The following is a 20931-nucleotide window of genomic DNA, read 5'->3' on the forward strand; positions in this document are numbered from 1 at the left end:
CAATTGATTAGGGTATAGTTTTACCTTATAGCAAATTTCCTACTAAAAACTCTGGTGATTAGCTAGTAGGTGCATTTTTTCTTGAAAAAAGGTATGATAGTTACATCATGAAAAAGTAGGTTTTATTATGAAAATTATCCTTGTCGGAGGGGGAAAAGTTGGTTTTGCCCTCTGTCGCTCCTTGGTTGCAGAAAAGCATGATGTTTTGCTGATTGAGCAAGACGAAGCTGTCCTCAATCATATTGTCAATCGCTTTGATATCATGGGTATCCTTGGTAACGGGGCCGATTTTACCATCCTTGAGCAAGCCAGTGTCCAGGATTGTGATATCTTTATCGCTCTGACTGAATACGATGAAGTCAACATGATTGCAGCCGTTCTAGCCAAAAAAATGGGAGCTAAAGAGACCATCGTTCGGGTGCGGAACCCTGAATATTCTAACTCTTATTTCAAGGAAAAGAATATTCTCGGTTTTTCTCTTATCGTTAACCCTGAGCTCTTGGCTGCCCGCGCTATCGCCAATATCATTGACTTCCCCAACGCCCTCTCTGTCGAACGTTTCTTTGGTGGACGCGTTAGCCTCATGGAATTTGTCGTCAAATCCACTAGCGGTCTTTGCCAAATGCCCATTTCTGATTTTCGGAAAAAATTTGGCAATGTCATTGTCTGTGCGATAGAAAGGGATCATCAAATTATCATTCCAAGCGGTGACATGACTGTACAGGATAAAGATAGAATCTTTGTCACTGGTAACCGTGTTGACATGATGCTCTTCCATAATTATTTCAAGTCTCGTGCCGTAAAGAGCCTTCTTATTGTTGGAGCTGGTAGAATTGCCTATTATCTACTAGGTATCCTCAAAGACAGTCGTATTGATACCAAGGTTATTGAAATCAATCCTGAAATTGCTAGCTTCTTTAGCGAGAAATTCCCAAACCTCTACATCGTTCAAGGAGATGGTACCGCAAAAGATATCCTGCTGGAAGAAAGTGCTCAAAACTATGATGCCGTTGCGACTCTAACAGGGGTCGATGAGGAAAATCTTATTACCTCTATGTTCCTTGACAGGGTAGGTGTACAGAAAAATATTACTAAGGTCAATCGTACCAGTCTCCTCGAGATTATCAATGCGCCTGATTTTTCAAGTATCATCACACCTAAAAGCATCGCTGTAGATACGATTATGCACTTCATTCGTGGTCGGGTTAATGCTCAGTATTCAGACCTTCAAGCCATGCACCATCTAGCCAATGGCCAAATCGAAACCCTACAATTCCATATCAAGGAAGCCAATAAAATGACTGCCAAACCACTTTCTCAACTCAAATTGAAAAAAGGAGTTCTTATTGCAGCCATCATTCGAAAGGGCAAGACTATTTTCCCTACAGGGGAGGATATGCTTGAAGTCGGAGACAAGCTCCTAGTAACAACCTTGTTGCCAAACATCACCAAGATTTATGATTTGATCGCGAGGTAAGAGATGAATAAAAGTATGATTCGTTACCTCCTTTCAAAGTTACTTTTGATTGAAGCTGTTCTCCTCTTGGTTCCTGTTGCGATTGCCATCTACTACCATGAATCGAGTCAAGTTTTTACATCCCTCTTTACAACGATTGGGATTCTCGTATTACTAGGTGGCTCAGGAATTTTACAAAAACCAAAAAATCAACGGATTTATGCCAAGGAGGGAATCTTGATTGTGGCCCTCTGTTGGATCCTTTGGTCTTTCTTTGGCGGTCTCCCCTTTGTTTTTGCTGGGCAAATTCCCAGCCTTATCGATGCCTTTTTTGAAATCAGTTCTGGCTTTACAACTACTGGAGCAACTATTCTGAACGACGTTTCGGTTCTCAGTCATTCCCTCCTCTTCTGGCGAAGTTTTACCCACTTGATTGGAGGGATGGGAGTGCTTGTTTTTGCACTTGCTATTATGGATAATGCCAAAAATAGCCACCTAGAAGTAATGAAGGCTGAGGTTCCTGGTCCTGTTTTTGGTAAGGTTGTATCCAAACTAAAAAACACTGCCCAGATTCTCTATCTCCTTTATCTAGCTCTCTTCTCCCTCTTTGTCATCATCTATTATCTGGCTGGCATGCCCCTATTTGATAGTTTTGTCATTGCCATGGGAACAGCAGGTACAGGAGGTTTTACAGTCTATAACGATGGAATCGCCCACTATGGTAGCTCACTGATTACCTATCTGGTTAGTATAGGAGTTTTGGTTTTTGGGGTAAATTTCAATCTCTACTACTACCTCATGCTCCGTCGCGTCAAAGCCTTCTTTGGTGACGAAGAACTTCGTGCTTACTTGGTCATCGTGCTGGTTTCTACAGGCTTGATTAGCCTTAATACCCTCTATCTCTACCCAGGATTTTCCAAGAGCTTTGAAATGGCCTTTTTCCAGGTTTCCAATATCATTACAACGACTGGTTTTGGTTACGGAGATATTACCAACTGGCCCCTCTTCTCCCAGTTTATCCTTCTCTTCCTCATGGCAATCGGTGGTTCTGCTGGTTCAACCGCAGGTGGACTCAAGGTTATTCGAGGCCTCATCCTTTCAAAAATTGCTAAAAATCAGATTTTGTCAATTCTATCACCCCACCGTGTTTTGACCCTCCATGTTAATAAAACGGTGATTGACAAAGATACCCAACATAAGATTCTCAAGTACTTTGTCATCTATGCTATGATTTTACTAGCGCTTATCTTTATTGTCAGCCTAGATAGCAATGATTTTCTGGTTGTGGCCAGTGCTGTCTTTAGCTGTTTCAATAATATAGGACCTATTCTAGGAACCACTTCTAGTTTCTCAATCTTTAGTCCTATCTCAAAAATTCTCCTCTCCTTTGCAATGATTGCAGGTCGCTTGGAGATTTACCCAATCCTACTTCTCTTTATGAAGAGGACTTGGTCTAAGAGATAAAATACAACCACACCTTGTTTCTTACAAAGTGTGGTGTTTTTATTTCAGAGTTCTCAAAACACTGCTTTAAGTCAGCAGATAAAACTGCCGTGGTTTGAAGAAATTTTGTCAGAGTATAAGAGCCAAAAAACAACCCTCAGTCAACTGACCGAGGGTTCCTTATTTCATTATTCAAGAACTTGATTAGCTCAATGCGTCCAAGGCATCATCCATTGAAAGAACTTCGTGGAAGACACGTTGTGTCAATTCAGTTTTTTGTTCTGGAGTGAGGTATTTAGTGTTTACACAGTATCCAGAGATACGTACGATAACGTCTTCGCCTGACATGATCTTTTCGTAAACATCGTTCAAGTCCATAACGTTCAAGTTAACGTGTTGTCCACCGTTTTCAAAGTAACCATCAAGGATTGTTACCAAGTTATCAACTTGTTCATCACGAGTCTTACCAAGAGCGCGAGGTGATACTTGTGTAGTCAATGAGATACCATCAGCTGCATAACTAAAGTCAAGGCTAGAAAGTGAGTTCAAGTTTTGCAACCATCCACCTTTAGCTTTATTAGATGGGTTAGCACCTGGTGAGAAGAATTCAAGTTTAGACAAGTTCACAGAACCATCTTCGTTGAGGTATACACCTTTGTGGACTGGTGAGTTACCAGTTTGTTTAGAGTAAGCAACGTTAGATGTGATAGTCAAAAGTGAAACTGTAGCTTCTGCGTCTTTGTAAAGTTTGTGGCTACGTAGACGAGTTGTGTAAGCCTCAATCAACCATTCTGCCAATTCGTTTGAACGAGGATCATCTTCACCCCAACGTGGGTATTCACCGATTGTTTCGTAATCGTAGATATAGCCATTTTCATCACGGATTGGTTTAACTGTAGCGTATTTGATAGCTGATAATGTATCAACAGTGTTAGCAAATCCACAGATACCGAATCCCATGTTCGCACGTTGTTTAGTTGGCAAGAAGGCCATTTGAACAGCTTCGTAGTTGTACTTATCAGTCATGTAGTGGATGATGTTCAAAGCATCTACGTAAGTATCAGTCAACCAGTCAAGAGATTTTTCAAAGTTTTCTTTAACTGATTCGAATTCAAGAACTTCGTCACGGATTGGTTCGATGTCAAATACTTTGTAGTCTTTGTGAACATCATCGTAACCACCGTTCAAACCAGTAAGAAGGGCTTTCAATACGTTTACACGCGCACCGAAGTACTGGATGTTATGGCGTTGTTCTTCATTTTCTGGGTCAAGTGGAGACACACAGCATGAGATACAGCTCATTTCACCATATCCGTCTTTAGCCATTGTTGTTACACCTTCATATTGGATAGAAGAGTGTTTGTGGCTCATGTGCATACAGTAGCGACGGAAGTTGTATGGCAATTTGTCAGTCCAAAGAACTGTCAAGTTTGGTTCTGGTGAGTTACCGATGTTGTCAAGAGTGTTCAAGAAACGGTAGTCCATCTTAGTAACACGGTGACGACCGTCGTTACCCATACCAGCCATAGAAGTTGTGATGAAAGTTGGGTCACCTGAGTACAATTGGTCGTAAGCTTTTGTACGAGCAAATTTAACTGTACGAAGTTTCATAACGAAATCATCAACGAATTCTTGGATTTCTGATTCAGTAAATGTACCACGAGCAAGGTCACGTTCTGCAAAGATGTCCAATACGATTGGCACACGACCTAGAGATGTAGCAGCACCGTTGATAACACGGCAGACAGACATGAAGGCGATGTTAACCCATTGGATAGCTTCTTTAACGTTCATCGCTGGTTTGCGAACGTCAACTCCGTAAAGGTCACCCAAGCGAACAACTTGTTGCAATGCTTGATATTGAAGGTTGATTTCTTCACGAAGACGGATTGTTTCTTCATCGATTTCTTCGATTGCGTTCCAGTCGTTTACTTTTTCTTGCATCAAGTAGTCTGCACCGTAAAGAGCAAGACGTGCATAAACACCGATGATACGTCCGCGTGAGTATGCATCTGGAAGACCAGTTACAGTGTGAGCGTGACGAGCGCGACGAATGTTTGAAGTGTAAGCACGGAAGATACCGTCGTTAACTGTTGTTACGTATTTAGTGAAGATTTCGTGAACAGCTGGGTCTGGTTCGTATCCATTTTCTTTCAAAGTAGTTTCAGCCATACGGATACCACCTTTTGGCATGAAGTTCAATTTGAAGAGTTCATCGTTTTGGATACCGAAGATAACTTCGTTTTCTTTATCGATAAATCCTGCTGGGATATCAGCGATAGATGTTGGACGAGTGTCCATTGGGAAACGAGTTTCTTCGTAGTGAGCCTTAGTTTCTTCTACAATTTTTTTGATGTGAAGTGAACGTTCTGTTGGCCCTGCAAGGAAGCTTTCATCTCCATCGTAAGGTGTGTAGTTAGCTTGTACGAAGCGTGATACACTTGCTTTTTCTTTCCAATCTACGCCTTTGAAGCCTTCCCAAGCTTTGTCAAAAATATCTTGTGCTTCAACAACTGTTTTAACAACCATGTTAATGTCCTCTGTTTTCTTTCTAGTAACAGTCATCTGTTACATTTATGAAACCAGTATACCATACAGTAACCGATTTCAACAAGCGAAAGTTCCTTATTTTTACACTTTCTTTTCTAACACAGACTGTTCTCTATGTCAAACTGTATTATATTTTTGAAAAAAATAAAGTCTTTTTTTCTTTTTTTCAGAAAAAAGGATATAATAAAAGAAAATAAGCAGTAAAAAGGTGCTAGGCATGTTGATTTTCCCTTTGTTAAATGATCTGTCAAGAAAAATCATCCATATTGACATGGATGCCTTTTTTGCTGCCGTGGAAATCAGAGATAATCCTAAACTCAGAGGAAAACCTGTCATTATCGGAAGCGACCCTCGGCAAACAGGTGGACGGGGAGTCGTTGCTACCTGTAGCTATGAGGCACGAGCTTTTGGTGTCCATTCTGCCATGAGTTCCAAGGAAGCTTATGAACGATGTCCACAGGCCGTCTTCATCTCAGGGAATTATGAGAAATACAAGACTGTGGGATTCCAAATTCGAGCTATCTTTAAGCGCTATACAGATTTGATAGAACCTATGAGCATTGACGAAGCTTATTTAGACGTGACAGAAAATAAACTAGGTATCAAGTCAGCTGTCAAAATCGCTCGTCTCATTCAAGAGGATATCTGGCAGGAACTACACCTGACTGCTTCTGCTGGCGTTTCTTACAACAAATTCTTAGCTAAAATGGCTAGCGATTATCAAAAACCACATGGTCTGACAGTGATTCTACCTGACCAAGCTGAGGATTTTCTCAAACAAATGGATATTTCCAAGTTTCATGGAGTAGGAAAAAAGACTGTGGAACGTCTGCATCAAATGGGTGTTTTTACTGGCGCTGACCTACTTGAAGTTCCTGAAGTGACTCTGATAGACCGTTTTGGTAGACTGGGTTATGACCTTTATAGAAAGGCTCGTGGTATTCATAATTCCCCAGTCAAATCCAATCGCATCCGTAAGTCAATCGGGAAGGAGAAAACCTATGGAAAGATTCTCCGTGCTGAAGAAGACATCAAAAAAGAGCTGACTCTCCTATCAGAAAGAGTCGCTCTCAATCTCAATCAACAAGAGAAAACTGGAAAAATTGTCATTCTGAAAATCCGCTACGAGGACTTTTCAACTCTCACTAAACGAAAAAGTCTTTCTCAAAAAACACAGGATGCTAGTCAGATAGGCCAAATCGCCCTACAACTCTATGAAGAATTAAGCGAGAAAGAAAGAGGTGTCCGCCTGTTGGGGATTACCGTGACTGGATTTTAATACTCTTCGAAAATCTCTTCAAACCACGTCAGCTCTATCTGCAACCTCAAAACAGTGTTTTGAGCAACCTGCGGCTAGCTTCCTAGTTTGCTCTTTGATTTTCGAAGAGTATAAAACCTTGAAGAGCTGACTCTTCAAGGTTTTTCTTATACAAATAAACGAACAAAGCTATAAAGCAATAAGATACTACCAAGCACGATACGGTATTTACCGAAAAGAGTGAAGTCGTGTTTTTTCACATAGCTTGTCAAGAAGCGAATAGCCACCATGCTGACTGCAAAGGCGACTCCCATCGCAACCAAGAGCAAGAACAATTGCCCAAAGCTCAAGAGCTGTCCTGCTTTCACAAATTTGAAAATCTTTAAGGCACTAGCTCCAAACATAACTGGAATTCCAAGATAGAAGGTAAATTCTGTCACAACAGAACGACTGGTTCCATTCAATAAACCGCCGACAATCGTTGCTCCAGAACGACTGGTTCCTGGTAAAAGGGCAAGAACTTGGAAGAGTCCGATATAGAAAGCGGTCGTATAAGGAAGCTTGTCCAACTCTGTTACACTTGGCTCGATAGCACGCGCTTTATTGCGCTTTTCCAAATAGATAAAGGCAATCCCATAAATAATCAACATGAGAGCAACTGAAACCATGTTATGGAAGTGGGTATCAAACCAATCATCAAACTTAAAGACAGCAAGCAAAGGCAAAGTCGCAATCAAGACCTTCAACCATAGTCTCCAAGTCTTACGAACTTCCTGCTTGTCTTTAGTCGGTTTGAAAGGATTGAGCTTGTTAAAGTAAATGACCATAACCGCCAAAATCGCTCCAAGCTGAATTACAACATTAAACATGGACATAAAGGCTTCATTCTGATTTTGGTATTGGATAAATTCCTCTACTAGAATCAAGTGACCTGTACTAGAGATCGGCAACCATTCCGTAATTCCTTCAACAATCCCGAAGAAGATAGATTTTAAAATTTCAATAAGATACATAGATTACTCCTTTTTCTATCTTCCATTATAGCATACTTTTTCAGTCTATGGCAGTTCTCTTTAAAAGGCTCCGATACTGCCGCCACCTCCGCCTCCTGAGAAGCCACCTCCAGAACTTCCACTTCCAGAAGATACGGAGTAGGTACTTGCTGTATTTGCGACACTAGCATAATGGCTCATTTGCGCGCTTGAATGATAAAACATACTGTGCCAGCCATAAGCTACATAGAGGTTGATATCTGGATTTTCTACTTGGATGTGATGAACCTTCATCAAATGACTGACCTTGTCCGCATAGCCAAATAAGGTCGCATAGACCAAGAGGCGATTCCAGACCACAATACTTTCCAGCTCAGCCTGATCCAATCGTGCAATCTCACGCAACATATTTTCAAAACTGGTCCAGAGATAGTAGACTTCTGCCCCTGCTTCATTTAGGACGCCATCACGATTATCTAGTCGAAGCTTCCAATAATAGAAAACAGCTAAAACCAAACCTAGAAAACCAAGTATTGGCAAGAGGAGGTAAAGATAGCCATAAACATCCAAACTGTACAAGAACAAACCAAATCCGATAAATAGGGGCAAGATAGTCAAGACACCCATACCTACTTGTAAGGCCTTTTCCCCACCAGTTAAAGGACGATAATAATCTGGGAGCCCCCAGAAGGAAACTCGACTTCTCACTCCTTCTTGCATCTGGTTCAATACTTCTTCAAAAGAAGATTTGAGCTGACGCCCCTTTGCTTGAATCCGTTTTTCATCAGAGACTTTTGCTCTACGATAAAGACTATCAGATACCTTGTAATCCGCAAACAAATTGGAAAGAGTTTCTTCTTTTTTGCCTGAAAAAGCCAGATTTAGACAGTCTTTCTCAAAGCTTGACAAACCATCTTCTTTTACTAGCCTCAAACCAACTGCATCTCCTTCTGAAATGATAGAGACATTCCCACGGTCTATCACATCTAGCAAGGTAGCTTGAATAAGTTGGTCAAAGGTAAATTTTCCAGTTCCCTTGACCAAGGGACTCACTTCCTCCAAGGAGGTCGAGTAGACAGCCTCTGATAATACCATAGGCTCTAATTCCATTGGCGGTTCATAGAGACGATGATTTTTGGCATATTTGACGGAAGGAGTGGTCTTTCTTCTATAAATAAAATAGAAGCAGACGCTCAGTAACAAGGAGATAGAAAGTATCGAAGGGAAGACCCAAGTAACGAGTTGTTTACTCTGATCTTTTTCTCTAACAATTGAGTCTTCTATCTTATTAAACTCTTCTAAACGATTCCCTTTCAATCCCTGATCTCTAGCGCTAGTAAAATCGGTCCGAGGCCAGTAGGCATGCAATTCAACTCCACGCTTAGGCGGAAGATTGTCCAAACGAATAGTATAATCAAGGTTACTCTTTTCAACCGTTCCCTCTCTAAAAAGTTTACCTGTATGGAAAAAGAGTTTTTCAGCCCCCTTATCTCCCCTTACATGAAATTCAAACTTTCCAATAGCTCCTGAACTATCTGTCAGAGGCTGCCAATTTAATTCAGCGATATCATCATAAAGGAAAAGCAAATTTTTTAAGTTCCATGTAAGCTCAACTTCAACTGTGTCGCCATCTTGACCTGGATTATAAACTTTAACAGTATAACCATCTGCTCCTTCTATCACTTCGCTCGTAACATCTGTCAGTTCAGCACCATTTTTCGCAGCCTGAACCTTTGGATGAGGATCAATGTCGAATCCGCTAGGCATCTTGCCAGCACGTCCAAGTCCCACGATTTGGCCCTTAAAGTCCTCCTCAAACTGGTAAACTATCTTCTGTCTAAATTCTGCTGTATTGTCTGTATGAATATACAAATCCCCTTGATAAGAGTTTATCTTGAAATCAATGGCAAAAACAGAGAATGGCAGAAGGCAAAACAAGCCTAACACTAGTAAGAAAAAAGTTTTTTTCATCAACTAAGCCCCCTTTTTATCTTTGCTATCATTATATCATTTTTTCATAAGTAAGGGCTTACCTATATTGAAAAATAGAGTTTTTTTCGATAAAATAGGAGACAGTTATTTTTTAATAGATTAGAATAGGAGAAATCATGAGAAAAATATACTTATCTATTTTCACAAGTCTCTTACTGATGCTAGGACTTGTCAATGTTGCCCAAGCCGATGAATATTTACGCATTGGGATGGAAGCAGCATATGCCCCCTTTAACTGGACCCAGGATGATGATAGCAATGGAGCTGTCAAAATCGATGGAACCAACCAGTACGCCAATGGATACGATGTCCAAATTGCCAAGAAAGTCGCCAAGGACTTAGGTAAAGAACCTTTGGTTGTTAAAACCAAGTGGGAAGGTCTAGTCCCTGCCCTTACTTCTGGTAAGATTGACATGATTATCGCAGGTATGAGTCCTACTGCCGAGCGTAAACAAGAAATTGCTTTTTCAAGCAGTTACTACACTAGCGAACCAGTTCTACTTGTCAAAAAAGATTCTACTTATTCAAATGCTAAATCTTTGAATGACTTTAACGGTGCAAAAATCACTTCTCAACAAGGTGTTTACCTTTACGACTTGATTGCACAAATCCCAGGTGCTAAAAAAGAAACAGCCATGGGAGACTTCGCTCAAATGCGTCAAGCTCTTGAGGCTGGTGTCATCGATGCCTATGTTTCTGAACGCCCTGAAGCTCTGACCGCTGAAGTTGCGAACTCTAAGTTCAAGATGGTCCAAGTAGAACCAGGTTTCAAAACTGGGGAAGAAGATACAGCTATCGCCATTGGACTTCGTAAAAATGACAATCGTATTAGCCAAATCAATGCCAGCATTGAAACCATTTCAAAAGACGACCAAGTTGCCTTGATGGATCGTATGATCAAGGAACAACCTGCCGAAGCTACAACAACTGAAGAGACTAGCAGTAGTTTCTTTAGCCAAGTCGCTAAAATTCTTTCTGAAAACTGGCAACAACTCTTGCGTGGTGCTGGTATCACTCTTTTAATCTCTATCATCGGAACCATCACAGGTCTCATTATTGGACTTGCCATTGGTGTCTTCCGTACTGCTCCTCTATCTGAAAACAAAGCCATTTACAGCCTACAAAAACTAGTCGGCTGGATCCTCAATGTCTACATTGAAATTTTCCGTGGTACGCCAATGATCGTTCAATCGATGGTTATCTACTATGGAACTGCCCAAGCTTTCGGTATCAACCTTGACCGTACACTGGCTGCTATCTTCATCGTTTCGATCAACACCGGTGCCTACATGACTGAAATTGTTCGTGGTGGTATCCTAGCAGTTGACAAGGGACAATTTGAAGCTGCGACTGCTCTTGGTATGACTCATAACCAAACCATGCGTAAGATTGTCCTACCTCAGGTTGTCCGTAACATCCTACCAGCGACTGGTAATGAATTTGTCATCAATATCAAAGATACATCTGTATTGAACGTTATCTCTGTTGTCGAACTTTATTTCTCAGGAAATACCGTGGCAACACAAACTTATCAATACTTCCAGACATTTACAATCATCGCCGTGATTTACTTTGTCCTCACCTTCACCGTAACACGTATCCTACGCTTCGTCGAACACCGAATGGACATGGATACCTATACTACAGGTGCTAACCAAATGCAAACGGAGGATTTGAAATAATGACCCAAACAATCCTTGAAATTAAACACCTCAAAAAATCCTATGGCCAAAACGAAGTGTTAAAAGACATTTCACTCACTGTCCACAAGGGTGAAGTTATCTCTATCATCGGAAGCTCTGGAAGCGGAAAATCAACCTTCCTACGCTCCATTAACCTACTTGAAACGCCAACTGATGGACAAATCCTTTATCATGGACAAAACGTCCTCGAAAAAGGCTACGACCTCACGCAATACCGAGAAAAGTTGGGAATGGTGTTCCAATCCTTTAACCTCTTTGAAAATCTTAACGTACTTGAAAACACAATTGTCGCTCAGACAACCGTCCTTAAACGCGAACGTACAGAAGCTGAAAAGATTGCCAAAGAAAACTTGGAAAAGGTCGGCATGGGAGAACGCTACTGGCAAGCCAAACCAAAACAACTCTCAGGAGGTCAAAAACAACGTGTGGCCATCGCTCGTGCCCTTTCAATGAATCCGGACGCCATTCTCTTTGATGAACCAACATCAGCTCTCGATCCAGAAATGGTTGGAGAGGTCCTCAAAATCATGCAAGATCTGGCTCAGGAAGGCTTGACTATGATTGTCGTAACCCATGAAATGGAATTCGCCCGTGATGTCTCTCACCGTGTTATCTTTATGGATAAGGGTGTGATTGCTGAAGAAGGCAAACCAGAAGATCTCTTCACCAATCCTAAAGAAGACCGAACAAAAGAATTCCTTCAACGTTATCTCAAATAAAAAGAAAAGGCTGCATCAATCTTGCAGTCTTTTTGCTGTCCAAAATGAAAAGGCAGACTCTCTATCTCTACTACTTGAGTGTCAAGAATCCGCCATTATCCAAAGATTAATCTTCAAATTTTTCATGATTTTTTTCATAGAAATCAATTAAACCTAGAGCTGTTTCAAATGAAATATTTTTTACTTTTGCACGACCCTGCGCTAGAGCAATGATAGACATTTCACGCGCATTCGTTTCTTTAGAGATACGGTAGCCTGTGATTTTCTTATCACGAACCCAGCCAACAACTGATTCTACTTTTTCAAAGTTTGACTTAGCCATGTCCTTCTCCTATTTTCTTCTTTACGATATATTATTCTATACGTTTTTATGTCTTTTGTCAATAAAAAAACATATATTCAATAAAATAAAAGACTTTTATTTTTCTTACTTCTTTTTTAAAGCTTATAATATATAGGTTTTCGCTTACTATAAACCATTAGTAAGCACCTAAAAAATAATTGCATTATTAAACTTTAAATATGTAAGAATATTCACATAAAGTGCATACCAGCTACTCAATAGGATAGACAGGAGTCATATTCAAGTAATTCTATACATTCCTTTAAAATTATTAAAGCTAGCAAAGATAATATTTTCCTCTGATTATCTCTTAACTATCTCTTTTCTTTCTCTTTGTCTGAGGTCCCTTCCTGTCATTATTTAAATCTTATTTTCTTTTTCAACTGGTACAATGGACTTGTTTCATCAGATTTTACATATTCTTTTCAAACACCACTTCATAATCAGCATCTAGAATATGACTTCCTAATGTCACAAACTTTTCTACTATTCTCATTTTACAAGTATCAGATCAATTTTATCAATTAAATCACCAAATCTGTCTTATAAATACTGATTATTTTCTCTATTTGCTATTATATTTAGACAATTTTTGAATTAGTTATATATAAAATATTGTATTCAAAATAATATCCTTATATATAGCAAGTGATTCTTTTTTATTGTTATAAACTGAAACAAAAATAATAGGTACTATAATAAGTTGTAGTAGAAATAGTAGGATAGTTTTCCTAAGCTCATAGGAATCGCCCCCTTTCTTTACCCTCATTATAGCACCTATACATCAGTTGTGCAAATAATATGATATTTTTTTATTAGTCCTCAGACGAGCATATTATAGAGTGTTTCATTGCCATTTAAGTTAATATAAGATGGATCAAACCCTTCCATGCGACGAATCAAGCCTGCATAATCATGCTTATCTGCCAAGGCAATCCCAATCAATACTGGGCCTGTCCCCTTGCTAGCTCGCTTGATATACTCAAATCGTGTGATATCATCATTTGGTCCTAAGATATCATTTACAAACTCACGCAAAGCTCCTGGACGCTGTGGAAAATTGACCACAAAGTAATGCTTGATCCCATCATAAATCAAGGCACGCTCTTCCATTTCCGGCATACGGTTGATATCATTATTTCCTCCAGAAATGATACAACAAATGGTTTTCCCCTTGATATATTCAGCTAAAACCTCTAAAGAGGCGATACTAGCCGCTCCAGCAGGCTCTGCTACAATCCCTTGCTTAGAGTAGAGGTCAATCAAGGTTTCAGAAATCAATCCCTCATCGACACCTACTAAGGTTTGAACATGTTGACGAGTTGCTTCATAGGTCAACTGACCTACCTTTTGCACAGCAATTCCATCCGCAAATTTGTCAATTTCTTTGAGTTTGACAGGCCCACCAGCTTCAAAAGCAGCCTTCATAGAACGCGCTCCATTAGCCTCTACCCCAATGACTTCAATTTCTGGACTTGTTTCCTTGATATAGGTAGAAATCCCGGCAATGAGACCGCCACCACCAACAGGAACCAAGACAGCATCAAAATCAATCGATTCTTTTCTAGCTTCTTCTAAAATCTCATAAGCAACTGTCCCTTGACCTGCTTGAACATGGGCATCATCAAAGGGATCAATAAAGGTACGATTTTCAGAGACTGTAAATTCTTGAGCTGCTTTAGCTGAGGCATCAAAGGTATCTCCAACTAGTTTAATGGTTACGAAATCCCCACCAAAAAAGCGAACTTGACCAATCTTTTGTTGCGGAGTAGTAATGGGCATAAAAATAGTAGCAGGAATTTTCATCTCATTACAGGTATAGGCTACTCCCTGCGCATGATTTCCCGCAGAAGCACAGACTACCCCACGCTCACGCTCTTCCTTGTTGAGTTGGGAAATGGCATAATAAGCACCACGAATTTTAAAAGAGCGAACACGTTGGGCATTTTCCTTTTTCAAATAAATCTTAGCACCATACTTCTCCGATAAATAATGGTCATAATCAAGCGGTGTATTCACAACCACACCGTTCAAGACCTTATGAGCCTTGATTATATCTTTCGAACTTAACATCATTTTCTCCTAGACTATTTCATACTTATACTCTTCGAAAATCTCTTCAAACCACGTCAGCTTCACCTTGCCGTACTCAAGTACAGCCTACGGCTAGCTTCCTAGTTTGCTCTTTGATTTTCATTGAGTATTATCTCAATCCATCCTCTTAAAAAGAGAGATGAAGTGATTATAAAAGCGAGTTAGTCCCCCAACTCGCCTTCACCTTAATTTCTATCAATTAGTTATAGATTTTGAATGCATCATCGTCGTTTTTACCAACGAAAGGCATTGCTTTACGCAATTCTGCACCAACTTTTTCAATTTCAAGGTTAGCTGCTTGTTCACGGTAAGCAGTCAATTTTGGACGTCCAGCTTTATAGTCATTGACAAAGTCATTTGCAAATTTACCATTTTGGATATCAGCCAAGACAGCTTTCATGTTTTCTTTAACTTGCTCAGTAATCACACGTGGACCTGATACATAGTCACCGTACTCAGCAGTGTTTGAAATAGATTGACGCATTTTCTTGAATCCACCTTCGTAGATCAAGTCAACGATCAATTTCATTTCGTGAAGAACTTCAAAGTAAGCCAATTCTGGGGCGTAACCTGCTTCTGTCAAGACTTCGAAACCTGCTTCGATAAGGGCAGTCAAACCACCACAAAGTACAGCTTGTTCACCAAACAAATCTTCTTCAGTTTCTTCTTTGTATGTTGTTTCAAGAAGACCTACACGAGCTGCCCCAACACCTTTACACCAGTCCATAGCAATGTTTTTAGCATTTCCTGTTGCATCTTGATATACTGCGTAAAGAGCTGGTACACCAAATCCTTCTTCGTAAGTACGGCGTACCAAGTGTCCTGGTCCTTTAGGAGCACACATAAAGACATCTACATCCGCAGGAACTTTGATAAATTCAAAGTGGATGTTGAAACCATGAGCAAATCCAACTGCGTTTCCAGCTTCCAAGTTTGGAGCGATTTCTGCTTCGTACAATTCTTGTTGGATTTCGTCTGGTGCCAAAATCATAATAACGTCAGCCAATTTAGTCGCTTCTGCTACTGTGTAAGTGTCAAATCCATCTTCTTTTGCTTTGTCAAAAGATTTACCTGGACGTACACCGATGATAACATCGCGACCAGAATCACGCAAGTTTTGAGCATGCGCATGTCCTTGCGAACCATAACCAATAACGGCGATTTTTTTACCATCAAGTGCTGCTACTTTAACATCTTTTTCATATTCCATTTGAACTGCCATAGTTTTTCTCTCTTTTCTTTTATTTATTGCCTTTTAGGCTGGTTTAACAAGTTTAAGTTGGATTTTTAATCACGAGTAAATCCAGTTGCACCCGTTCGAGCAATATTGCGAATACCGTATGGTCTAATGACTCGCAATAGAGCTTCACTCTTTTCAGCATTTCCTGTCATTTGAATGGTAATCGAGCTTGGCGCTACGTCTACCACTGTTGCACGGAAAGGTTGAATAATTGCTAGAATCTCAGCTCGCTTCTCAGCTGGCGCTGACATCTTAACCAAAATCACCTCGCGCTCCAAATGAGGCTTGTCTGTAATATCACGAATGCGAATCACATCAATCTGACGATTGAGCTGTTTGATAATTTGCTCCACTTCATCATGTGAAGCAACATCAATAATAATGGTGATACGCGATACATTCGGATCTTCTGTTGCTCCAACAGAGATGCTTTCAATATTAACCTGACGACGAGATAGGACACCTGTAAAGCGATTGAGGACTCCTGAACGATTTTGTAGTTTTGCTGTTAACATTCTACGCATGGAACTTCACCCCCAACATCTCATGATTACTCTTACCAGCTGGTACCATTGGTAACACCTGTTCCTTACGAGAAATATCTACCTCGATTAGCATAGGAACATCCTCAGTGATGACTTCAAGATCTTGAGTCAAAGTCTCAGGATTGTCAAACTTATAGTTTTTAATGCCATAAGCCTGTGCCATCAATTGGAAATCAGGAAGAGTGTCGAAGACCGACTCTGATGTTCTACCTTCATAGAAGGATTCCTGCCACTGGCGAACCATTCCAAGTGAGTGGTTGTTCAGCATGACCACCTTGATTGGCACCTTGTAAATGTTCAAAATAGCCAATTCCTGGTTGGTCATTTGGAAACCACCATCCCCAACAAACAAGACAACTTCCTTATCTGGGTTGGCAATTTTAGCACCGATTGCTGCTGGAATTCCAAATCCCATCGTTCCCAAACCACCTGAAGTCACTAACTGACGTTCATTTTGGTAGGGATAATACTGAGCTGTCCACATTTGGTGTTGACCAACGTCTGTTACTACAATGGCATCTCCATTCGTCAATTCACCAATTCGTTCAATAACAGCTTGCGGTTGAACCACACGTTCTTTCTTATCATAAGAACGAACACGGTTCTTGTCTTTAGTAACTTTCTCAATCCATTTCTCAGTATTGTTATGAACTGTTGGTTCTGCCAGCAATATTTGCAAAGCTTTCTTAGCATCTCCAACTACAGGAATATCTGCACTGATAATCTTGCCGATCTCGGCTGGGTCAATATCAATATGGGCAACCTTAGCATTCTTAGCAAAGGTCTTTGGATTTCCTGTCAAGCGGTCATCAAAACGACAACCAATACTAATCATAAAGTCCGCTTCCGTCATGGCAATATTAGCTGCGAATGACCCGTGCATGCCTCCCATTCCAAGGAAGAGTGGATGACTCGTTGAAATCGTTCCTTGTCCCAAAAGACTGGTTACCACCGGAATTTGATAGCGTTCTGCAAATTCATTTAATTCCGCAGCAGCTTCAGCATAACTAATCCCACCACCAGCTAGTAAGACTGGCTTTTTAGCCTTGGATAATTGCTTCAAGATTTTCTTGATTTGCATATCATTCGGCTCAAGAGTTGGTTGATAGCTTGGTAGGTTCACTTCTGGTGAATAAATGAAGTCTGTTTCCAAAGCAGATACATCTTTAGGTAGGTCAATGACAACTGGACCTGGTCGACCTGTAGTTGCAATATGAACAGCTTCCGTAATAATACGCGGAATATCGGCTGTCTCACGAACTTGGTAATTGTACTTAGTGATTGGCATGGTAATTCCCACGATGTCTGCCTCCTGAAAGGCATCCTTCCCAATCCCTGCTCGCGCTACCTGACCTGTAAATACCAAAAGGGGAACACTGTCGCTCATGGCATCCGCAATCCCTGTAATGGCATTTGTTGCTCCCGGTCCGCTAGTGACGACGGCAACACCCAACTTTCCAGTTGATTTGGCATAACCTTCAGCTTCATGCAGACAGCCTTGCTCATGGCGTCCCAGAATGTGGCGAATGCCTTTAAAATTATATATCGCATCATAAAAAGGCAAGACCGCACCACCAGGATAACCAAAGATGGTATCAATTCCTAAATCACGAAGTGTTTCCAAAACTAGATCCGACCCCGTCTTAGGAGATTCTAAACTGATTTTCTCCATTGTTCCCCTTTCTCTTCACTTAAAATAACTTGTTACTATCATACCATTTTTTCAAAATTTTTCAAGAGAAACGAAGAAATTTTCTGAATTTTCTATTTTAACGTTTATTTATGAATATTATTTTTGTTTTTATTTAAAAGATAGCGATTTTATTATTCAAAAAGAAAAAAGAACTGATTTCTCAGTCCTTCATTAATCTTATTCCACACTAAATAGGTATGGGTAAACTGGTTGTTGGCCTTGGTGGATTTCGACTTCAACATCTTCGAATTCTTCTGCGATTTCTTGAGCAATTTCATTGGCAAGTTCTTCACTTCCGTCTTCACCGACATAGAAGGTTACAATTTCACTATCTTCATCCAACATATGTTTCAATGTTTCAGTCAAGGTTTGGTGCATATCAGGGTTTGACACGAGGATTTTCCCATCCACCATACCAAGATTATCGTTTTCATGGATTTCTAAACCATCAATGGTTGTATCACGAACGGCTGTTGTGACACTTCCACTAACTACATCGCTAAGAGCAGCAGTCATACGCTCTTGATTTTCTTCGATGGACTTGCTTGGATCAAAGGCAAGAAGACTTGTCAAACCTTGAGGAAGAGTACGAGCTTCTACCACTACTGCTGGTTGCTCCAAAACTTCTGCTGCAGATTGAGCTGCCATGAAGATGTTTTTGTTGTTTGGCAGGAAGATAATGTTACGAGCGTTGACCTGTTCAACAGCCTTGATAAAGTCTTCTGTTGAAGGGTTCATAGTTTGACCGCCTTCAATAACATAATCCACGCCTTGAGAACGGAAGATATCTGCTAGACCTTTACCAGCCACCACAGCAATCAAAGCATACTCTTTTTCTTCAGCAGGCTTGCTAACTTGGGCAGCTTCTTTCTCAACCTGCGCTTCGTGTTGGTTCCGCATATTGTCAACTTTTACCTTGACCAAGCTACCATATTTGAGACCTTCTTGCATAACAAGTCCTGGATCTTCTGTATGAACATGGACTTTGACAATTTCATCATCGTTAACAACAAGGAGAGAATCCCCAAGCTCATTCAAGTAGTTACGGAATTCATCGTAGTCAAAATCTTTGGCATAGGTTGGACCTTGCTTAAGAGCTACCATGATTTCAGTACAATAACCAAAGGTGATGTCCTCAGTCGCTACATGACCAGCCACAGACTTATGATGCTCTGCATTGATCATCTCACTCATGTTGGCAGGAGTGGCTACAAAGTCCTCAGATGCAATATATTCACCAGTAAGGGCTGAAAGGAAACCTTCATAGATGAAGACCAGTCCTTGACCACCTGAATCCACAACGCCAACTTCCTTCAAGACTGGAAGCATGTCTGGCGTTTTAGCTAGAGCTGTTTTAGCACCTTCCAAAGCTGCACGCATTACTTCAACAGCATCATCTGTTTGCTCAGCTTTTTTCTTAGCACCGATAGCAGCACCACGAGAAACTGTCAAAATCGTTCCTTCAACTGGTTTCATCACTGCCTTATAGGCAACTTCCACACCTGATTGGAAGGCGAGGGCCAAGTCTTGACCTGTTAACTCGTCTTTATCCTTGATGGCTTGTGAAAATCCACGGAAAAGCTGAGACGTAATCACTCCTGAGTTCCCACGCGCACCCATCAAAAGACCTTTAGCAAGAATGCTCGCTACCTCTCCAACTGTAGAAGCTGGTTTGTCTGCAACTTCTTTGGCTCCATTTTCAATGGTCATTCCCATATTTGTTCCAGTATCTCCATCCGGAACTGGAAAGACGTTTAATGAATTGACATATTCAGCTTGCTTATTCAAGCGAGTTGATGCAGCCTGCACCATTTCTTGAAATAAGCTAGTAGTAATTTTTGACACAGTTATTCTCCTACAACTTTGATATTTTGAATGTAGACATTTACAGTCTGAGCAGTAATTCCAAGCTGGTTTTCCAAGCTAAAACGAACACGCTCTTGAATGTTTTTTGACACTTCGCTAATCTTTGTTCCGTAGCTCAACACGGTATATACATCAACTGCAATACTGCCATCTTCGGCTGCCTTTACGACAACACCTTTAGAATAATTTTCCTTACCTAGCAGGGCTTGGAAATTATCTTTGAGGGCATTTTTACTAGCCATACCGACCACACCAAAAATCTCAGTTGTTGCACCGCCTACGACAGTTGCAATCACTTCATCTGTTAGTTCGATTTGACCATCTTTTGTATTAATTTTTACAGTCATCCTTTTTACCTCAACTAGTTGATACTCTATTTTATCATATTTCAGCCCAAGTGTAAAAGCAGAATACTGTATCAGCGGATATTTACTCTATTTTTCAAATGATGTTACACCCACAGAAAAAGAAAAAAGACCCAAAGGTCTCCTTACTTTTATTATTAAACGCGTTCAACTTTACCTGATTTCAAAGCACGAGCTGAAGCCCAAACTTTTTTAGGTTTACCATCGATAAGAACAGTAACTTTTTGAAGGTTTGGTTTTACGGCACGTTTTGTTTGGTTCATCGCGTGTGAACGGTTGTTTCCAGATACAGTCTTACGACCTGTAAAGTAACATACTTTAGCCATTGTGTTTTCCTCCTATTAGATCTAATATAGCGGATGTGCTAGCACCACATACCGTACTATGTTATCACACTTTCTTCATTTTTGCAAGGGAATTGGAAGATTTCTTTGTGTCTAAATTTTTGGGAATAATCAAATATCCTTATAACTCAATAAAAAAGCGAGGATTTTCAGACAAAAAAACTGGAGAAAGTTCCTCCACTTTACTCCAGCCCTTGACTATATTGCACTATTTATGCTACAATATTGTTTGACTGATTAAGCAAAGTGTTGTTTTGTCTTAATCGGTGGTGGTGTAGTAGTTGCTGCTTCTACACCTTTTTCGTTTTTATTTACTTTATTATTGTAA

The 20931-nt window shown here is 40.4% G+C and carries 16 protein-coding genes; 5 read left to right on the plus strand and 11 right to left on the minus strand.

Annotation, left to right across the window (positions count from 1 at the left end; genetic code table 11):
* Nucleotides 1-127: 127 nt before the first annotated feature.
* Nucleotides 128-1477: a Trk system potassium transporter TrkA gene (trkA, locus tag RWP09_RS00660; RefSeq protein WP_261038272.1), complete on the plus strand. Its 1350-nt coding sequence runs from the start codon at nucleotides 128-130 to the stop codon at nucleotides 1475-1477.
* 3 nt (nucleotides 1478-1480) lie between these two features.
* Entirely contained in the window at nucleotides 1481-2920 is a 1440-nt protein-coding gene (locus RWP09_RS00665; protein ID WP_314432830.1) for a TrkH family potassium uptake protein, read from the plus strand.
* Between the two features lie 183 nt (nucleotides 2921-3103).
* Here the strand turns inward: RWP09_RS00665 and pflB are convergent, their stop codons facing one another.
* Nucleotides 3104-5428: a formate C-acetyltransferase gene (pflB, locus tag RWP09_RS00670; protein WP_020901544.1), complete on the minus strand. Its 2325-nt coding sequence runs from the start codon at nucleotides 5426-5428 to the stop codon at nucleotides 3104-3106.
* Between the two features lie 238 nt (nucleotides 5429-5666).
* On the opposite strand from pflB, the gene dinB reads away from it, so the two are divergent.
* Nucleotides 5667-6728 carry a DNA polymerase IV gene (dinB, locus tag RWP09_RS00675; protein ID WP_314432831.1) on the plus strand — a complete coding sequence of 354 codons (1062 nt, stop codon included), beginning with the start codon at nucleotides 5667-5669 and terminating at the stop codon, nucleotides 6726-6728.
* Nucleotides 6729-6874: 146 nt separating this feature from the next.
* On the opposite strand, the gene RWP09_RS00680 is transcribed toward dinB, so the two are convergent.
* Nucleotides 6875-7720 carry an undecaprenyl-diphosphate phosphatase gene (locus tag RWP09_RS00680; protein ID WP_314432832.1) on the minus strand — a complete coding sequence of 282 codons (846 nt, stop codon included), beginning with the start codon at nucleotides 7718-7720 and terminating at the stop codon, nucleotides 6875-6877.
* Nucleotides 7721-7780: 60 nt separating this feature from the next.
* Nucleotides 7781-9670 (minus strand): DUF2207 domain-containing protein, encoded by a 1890-nt coding sequence (locus RWP09_RS00685; protein WP_314432833.1) that lies wholly within the window; start codon nucleotides 9668-9670, stop codon nucleotides 7781-7783.
* Nucleotides 9671-9807: 137 nt separating this feature from the next.
* Between RWP09_RS00685 and RWP09_RS00690 the strand changes: the two genes are divergently transcribed.
* Nucleotides 9808-11373 (plus strand): ABC transporter substrate-binding protein/permease, encoded by a 1566-nt coding sequence (locus RWP09_RS00690; RefSeq protein WP_314432834.1) that lies wholly within the window; start codon nucleotides 9808-9810, stop codon nucleotides 11371-11373.
* Nucleotides 11373-12113, plus strand: a complete 741-nt coding sequence (locus tag RWP09_RS00695) for an amino acid ABC transporter ATP-binding protein (RefSeq protein WP_314432835.1) — start codon at nucleotides 11373-11375, stop codon at nucleotides 12111-12113. Before RWP09_RS00690 ends, RWP09_RS00695 begins: the two co-directional genes overlap by 1 nt.
* A 106-nt stretch (nucleotides 12114-12219) precedes the next feature.
* Here RWP09_RS00695 and RWP09_RS00700 read toward each other — a convergent pair whose 3' ends face one another.
* The 8 genes from RWP09_RS00700 to rpmB all read right to left on the minus strand — a co-directional run bounded on the left by RWP09_RS00700 (nucleotide 12220) and on the right by rpmB (nucleotide 20585).
* Nucleotides 12220-12435: a hypothetical protein gene (locus RWP09_RS00700; RefSeq protein WP_001130036.1), complete on the minus strand. Its 216-nt coding sequence runs from the start codon at nucleotides 12433-12435 to the stop codon at nucleotides 12220-12222.
* Between the two features lie 843 nt (nucleotides 12436-13278).
* Nucleotides 13279-14529, minus strand: coding sequence for a threonine ammonia-lyase IlvA (gene ilvA, locus RWP09_RS00705; protein ID WP_314432836.1), 1251 nt, complete (start codon nucleotides 14527-14529; stop codon nucleotides 13279-13281).
* Between the two features lie 220 nt (nucleotides 14530-14749).
* A complete protein-coding gene (gene ilvC / locus RWP09_RS00710; RefSeq protein WP_000290683.1) occupies nucleotides 14750-15772 on the minus strand; it encodes a ketol-acid reductoisomerase in 1023 nt (340 codons plus the stop codon).
* Nucleotides 15773-15837: 65 nt separating this feature from the next.
* Nucleotides 15838-16314, minus strand: a complete 477-nt coding sequence (gene ilvN, locus RWP09_RS00715) for an acetolactate synthase small subunit (protein WP_001253803.1) — start codon at nucleotides 16312-16314, stop codon at nucleotides 15838-15840.
* A complete protein-coding gene (locus RWP09_RS00720; protein WP_314432837.1) occupies nucleotides 16307-18007 on the minus strand; it encodes an acetolactate synthase large subunit in 1701 nt (566 codons plus the stop codon). The genes ilvN and RWP09_RS00720 overlap by 8 nt, the downstream gene beginning before the upstream one ends.
* A 198-nt stretch (nucleotides 18008-18205) precedes the next feature.
* Nucleotides 18206-19873 (minus strand): DAK2 domain-containing protein, encoded by a 1668-nt coding sequence (locus tag RWP09_RS00725; RefSeq protein WP_000036655.1) that lies wholly within the window; start codon nucleotides 19871-19873, stop codon nucleotides 18206-18208.
* 2 nt (nucleotides 19874-19875) lie between these two features.
* Complete coding sequence (locus RWP09_RS00730; protein WP_000216442.1) at nucleotides 19876-20241, minus strand: Asp23/Gls24 family envelope stress response protein; 366 nt, start codon at nucleotides 20239-20241, stop codon at nucleotides 19876-19878.
* A gap of 155 nt (nucleotides 20242-20396) precedes the next feature.
* Nucleotides 20397-20585 carry a 50S ribosomal protein L28 gene (rpmB, locus tag RWP09_RS00735; protein WP_001140948.1) on the minus strand — a complete coding sequence of 63 codons (189 nt, stop codon included), beginning with the start codon at nucleotides 20583-20585 and terminating at the stop codon, nucleotides 20397-20399.
* Nucleotides 20586-20931: the final 346 nt, after the last annotated feature.

Origin of the sequence: uncultured Streptococcus sp. (assembly GCF_963521255.1) — a bacterium.
GTDB lineage: Bacteria > Bacillota > Bacilli > Lactobacillales > Streptococcaceae > Streptococcus.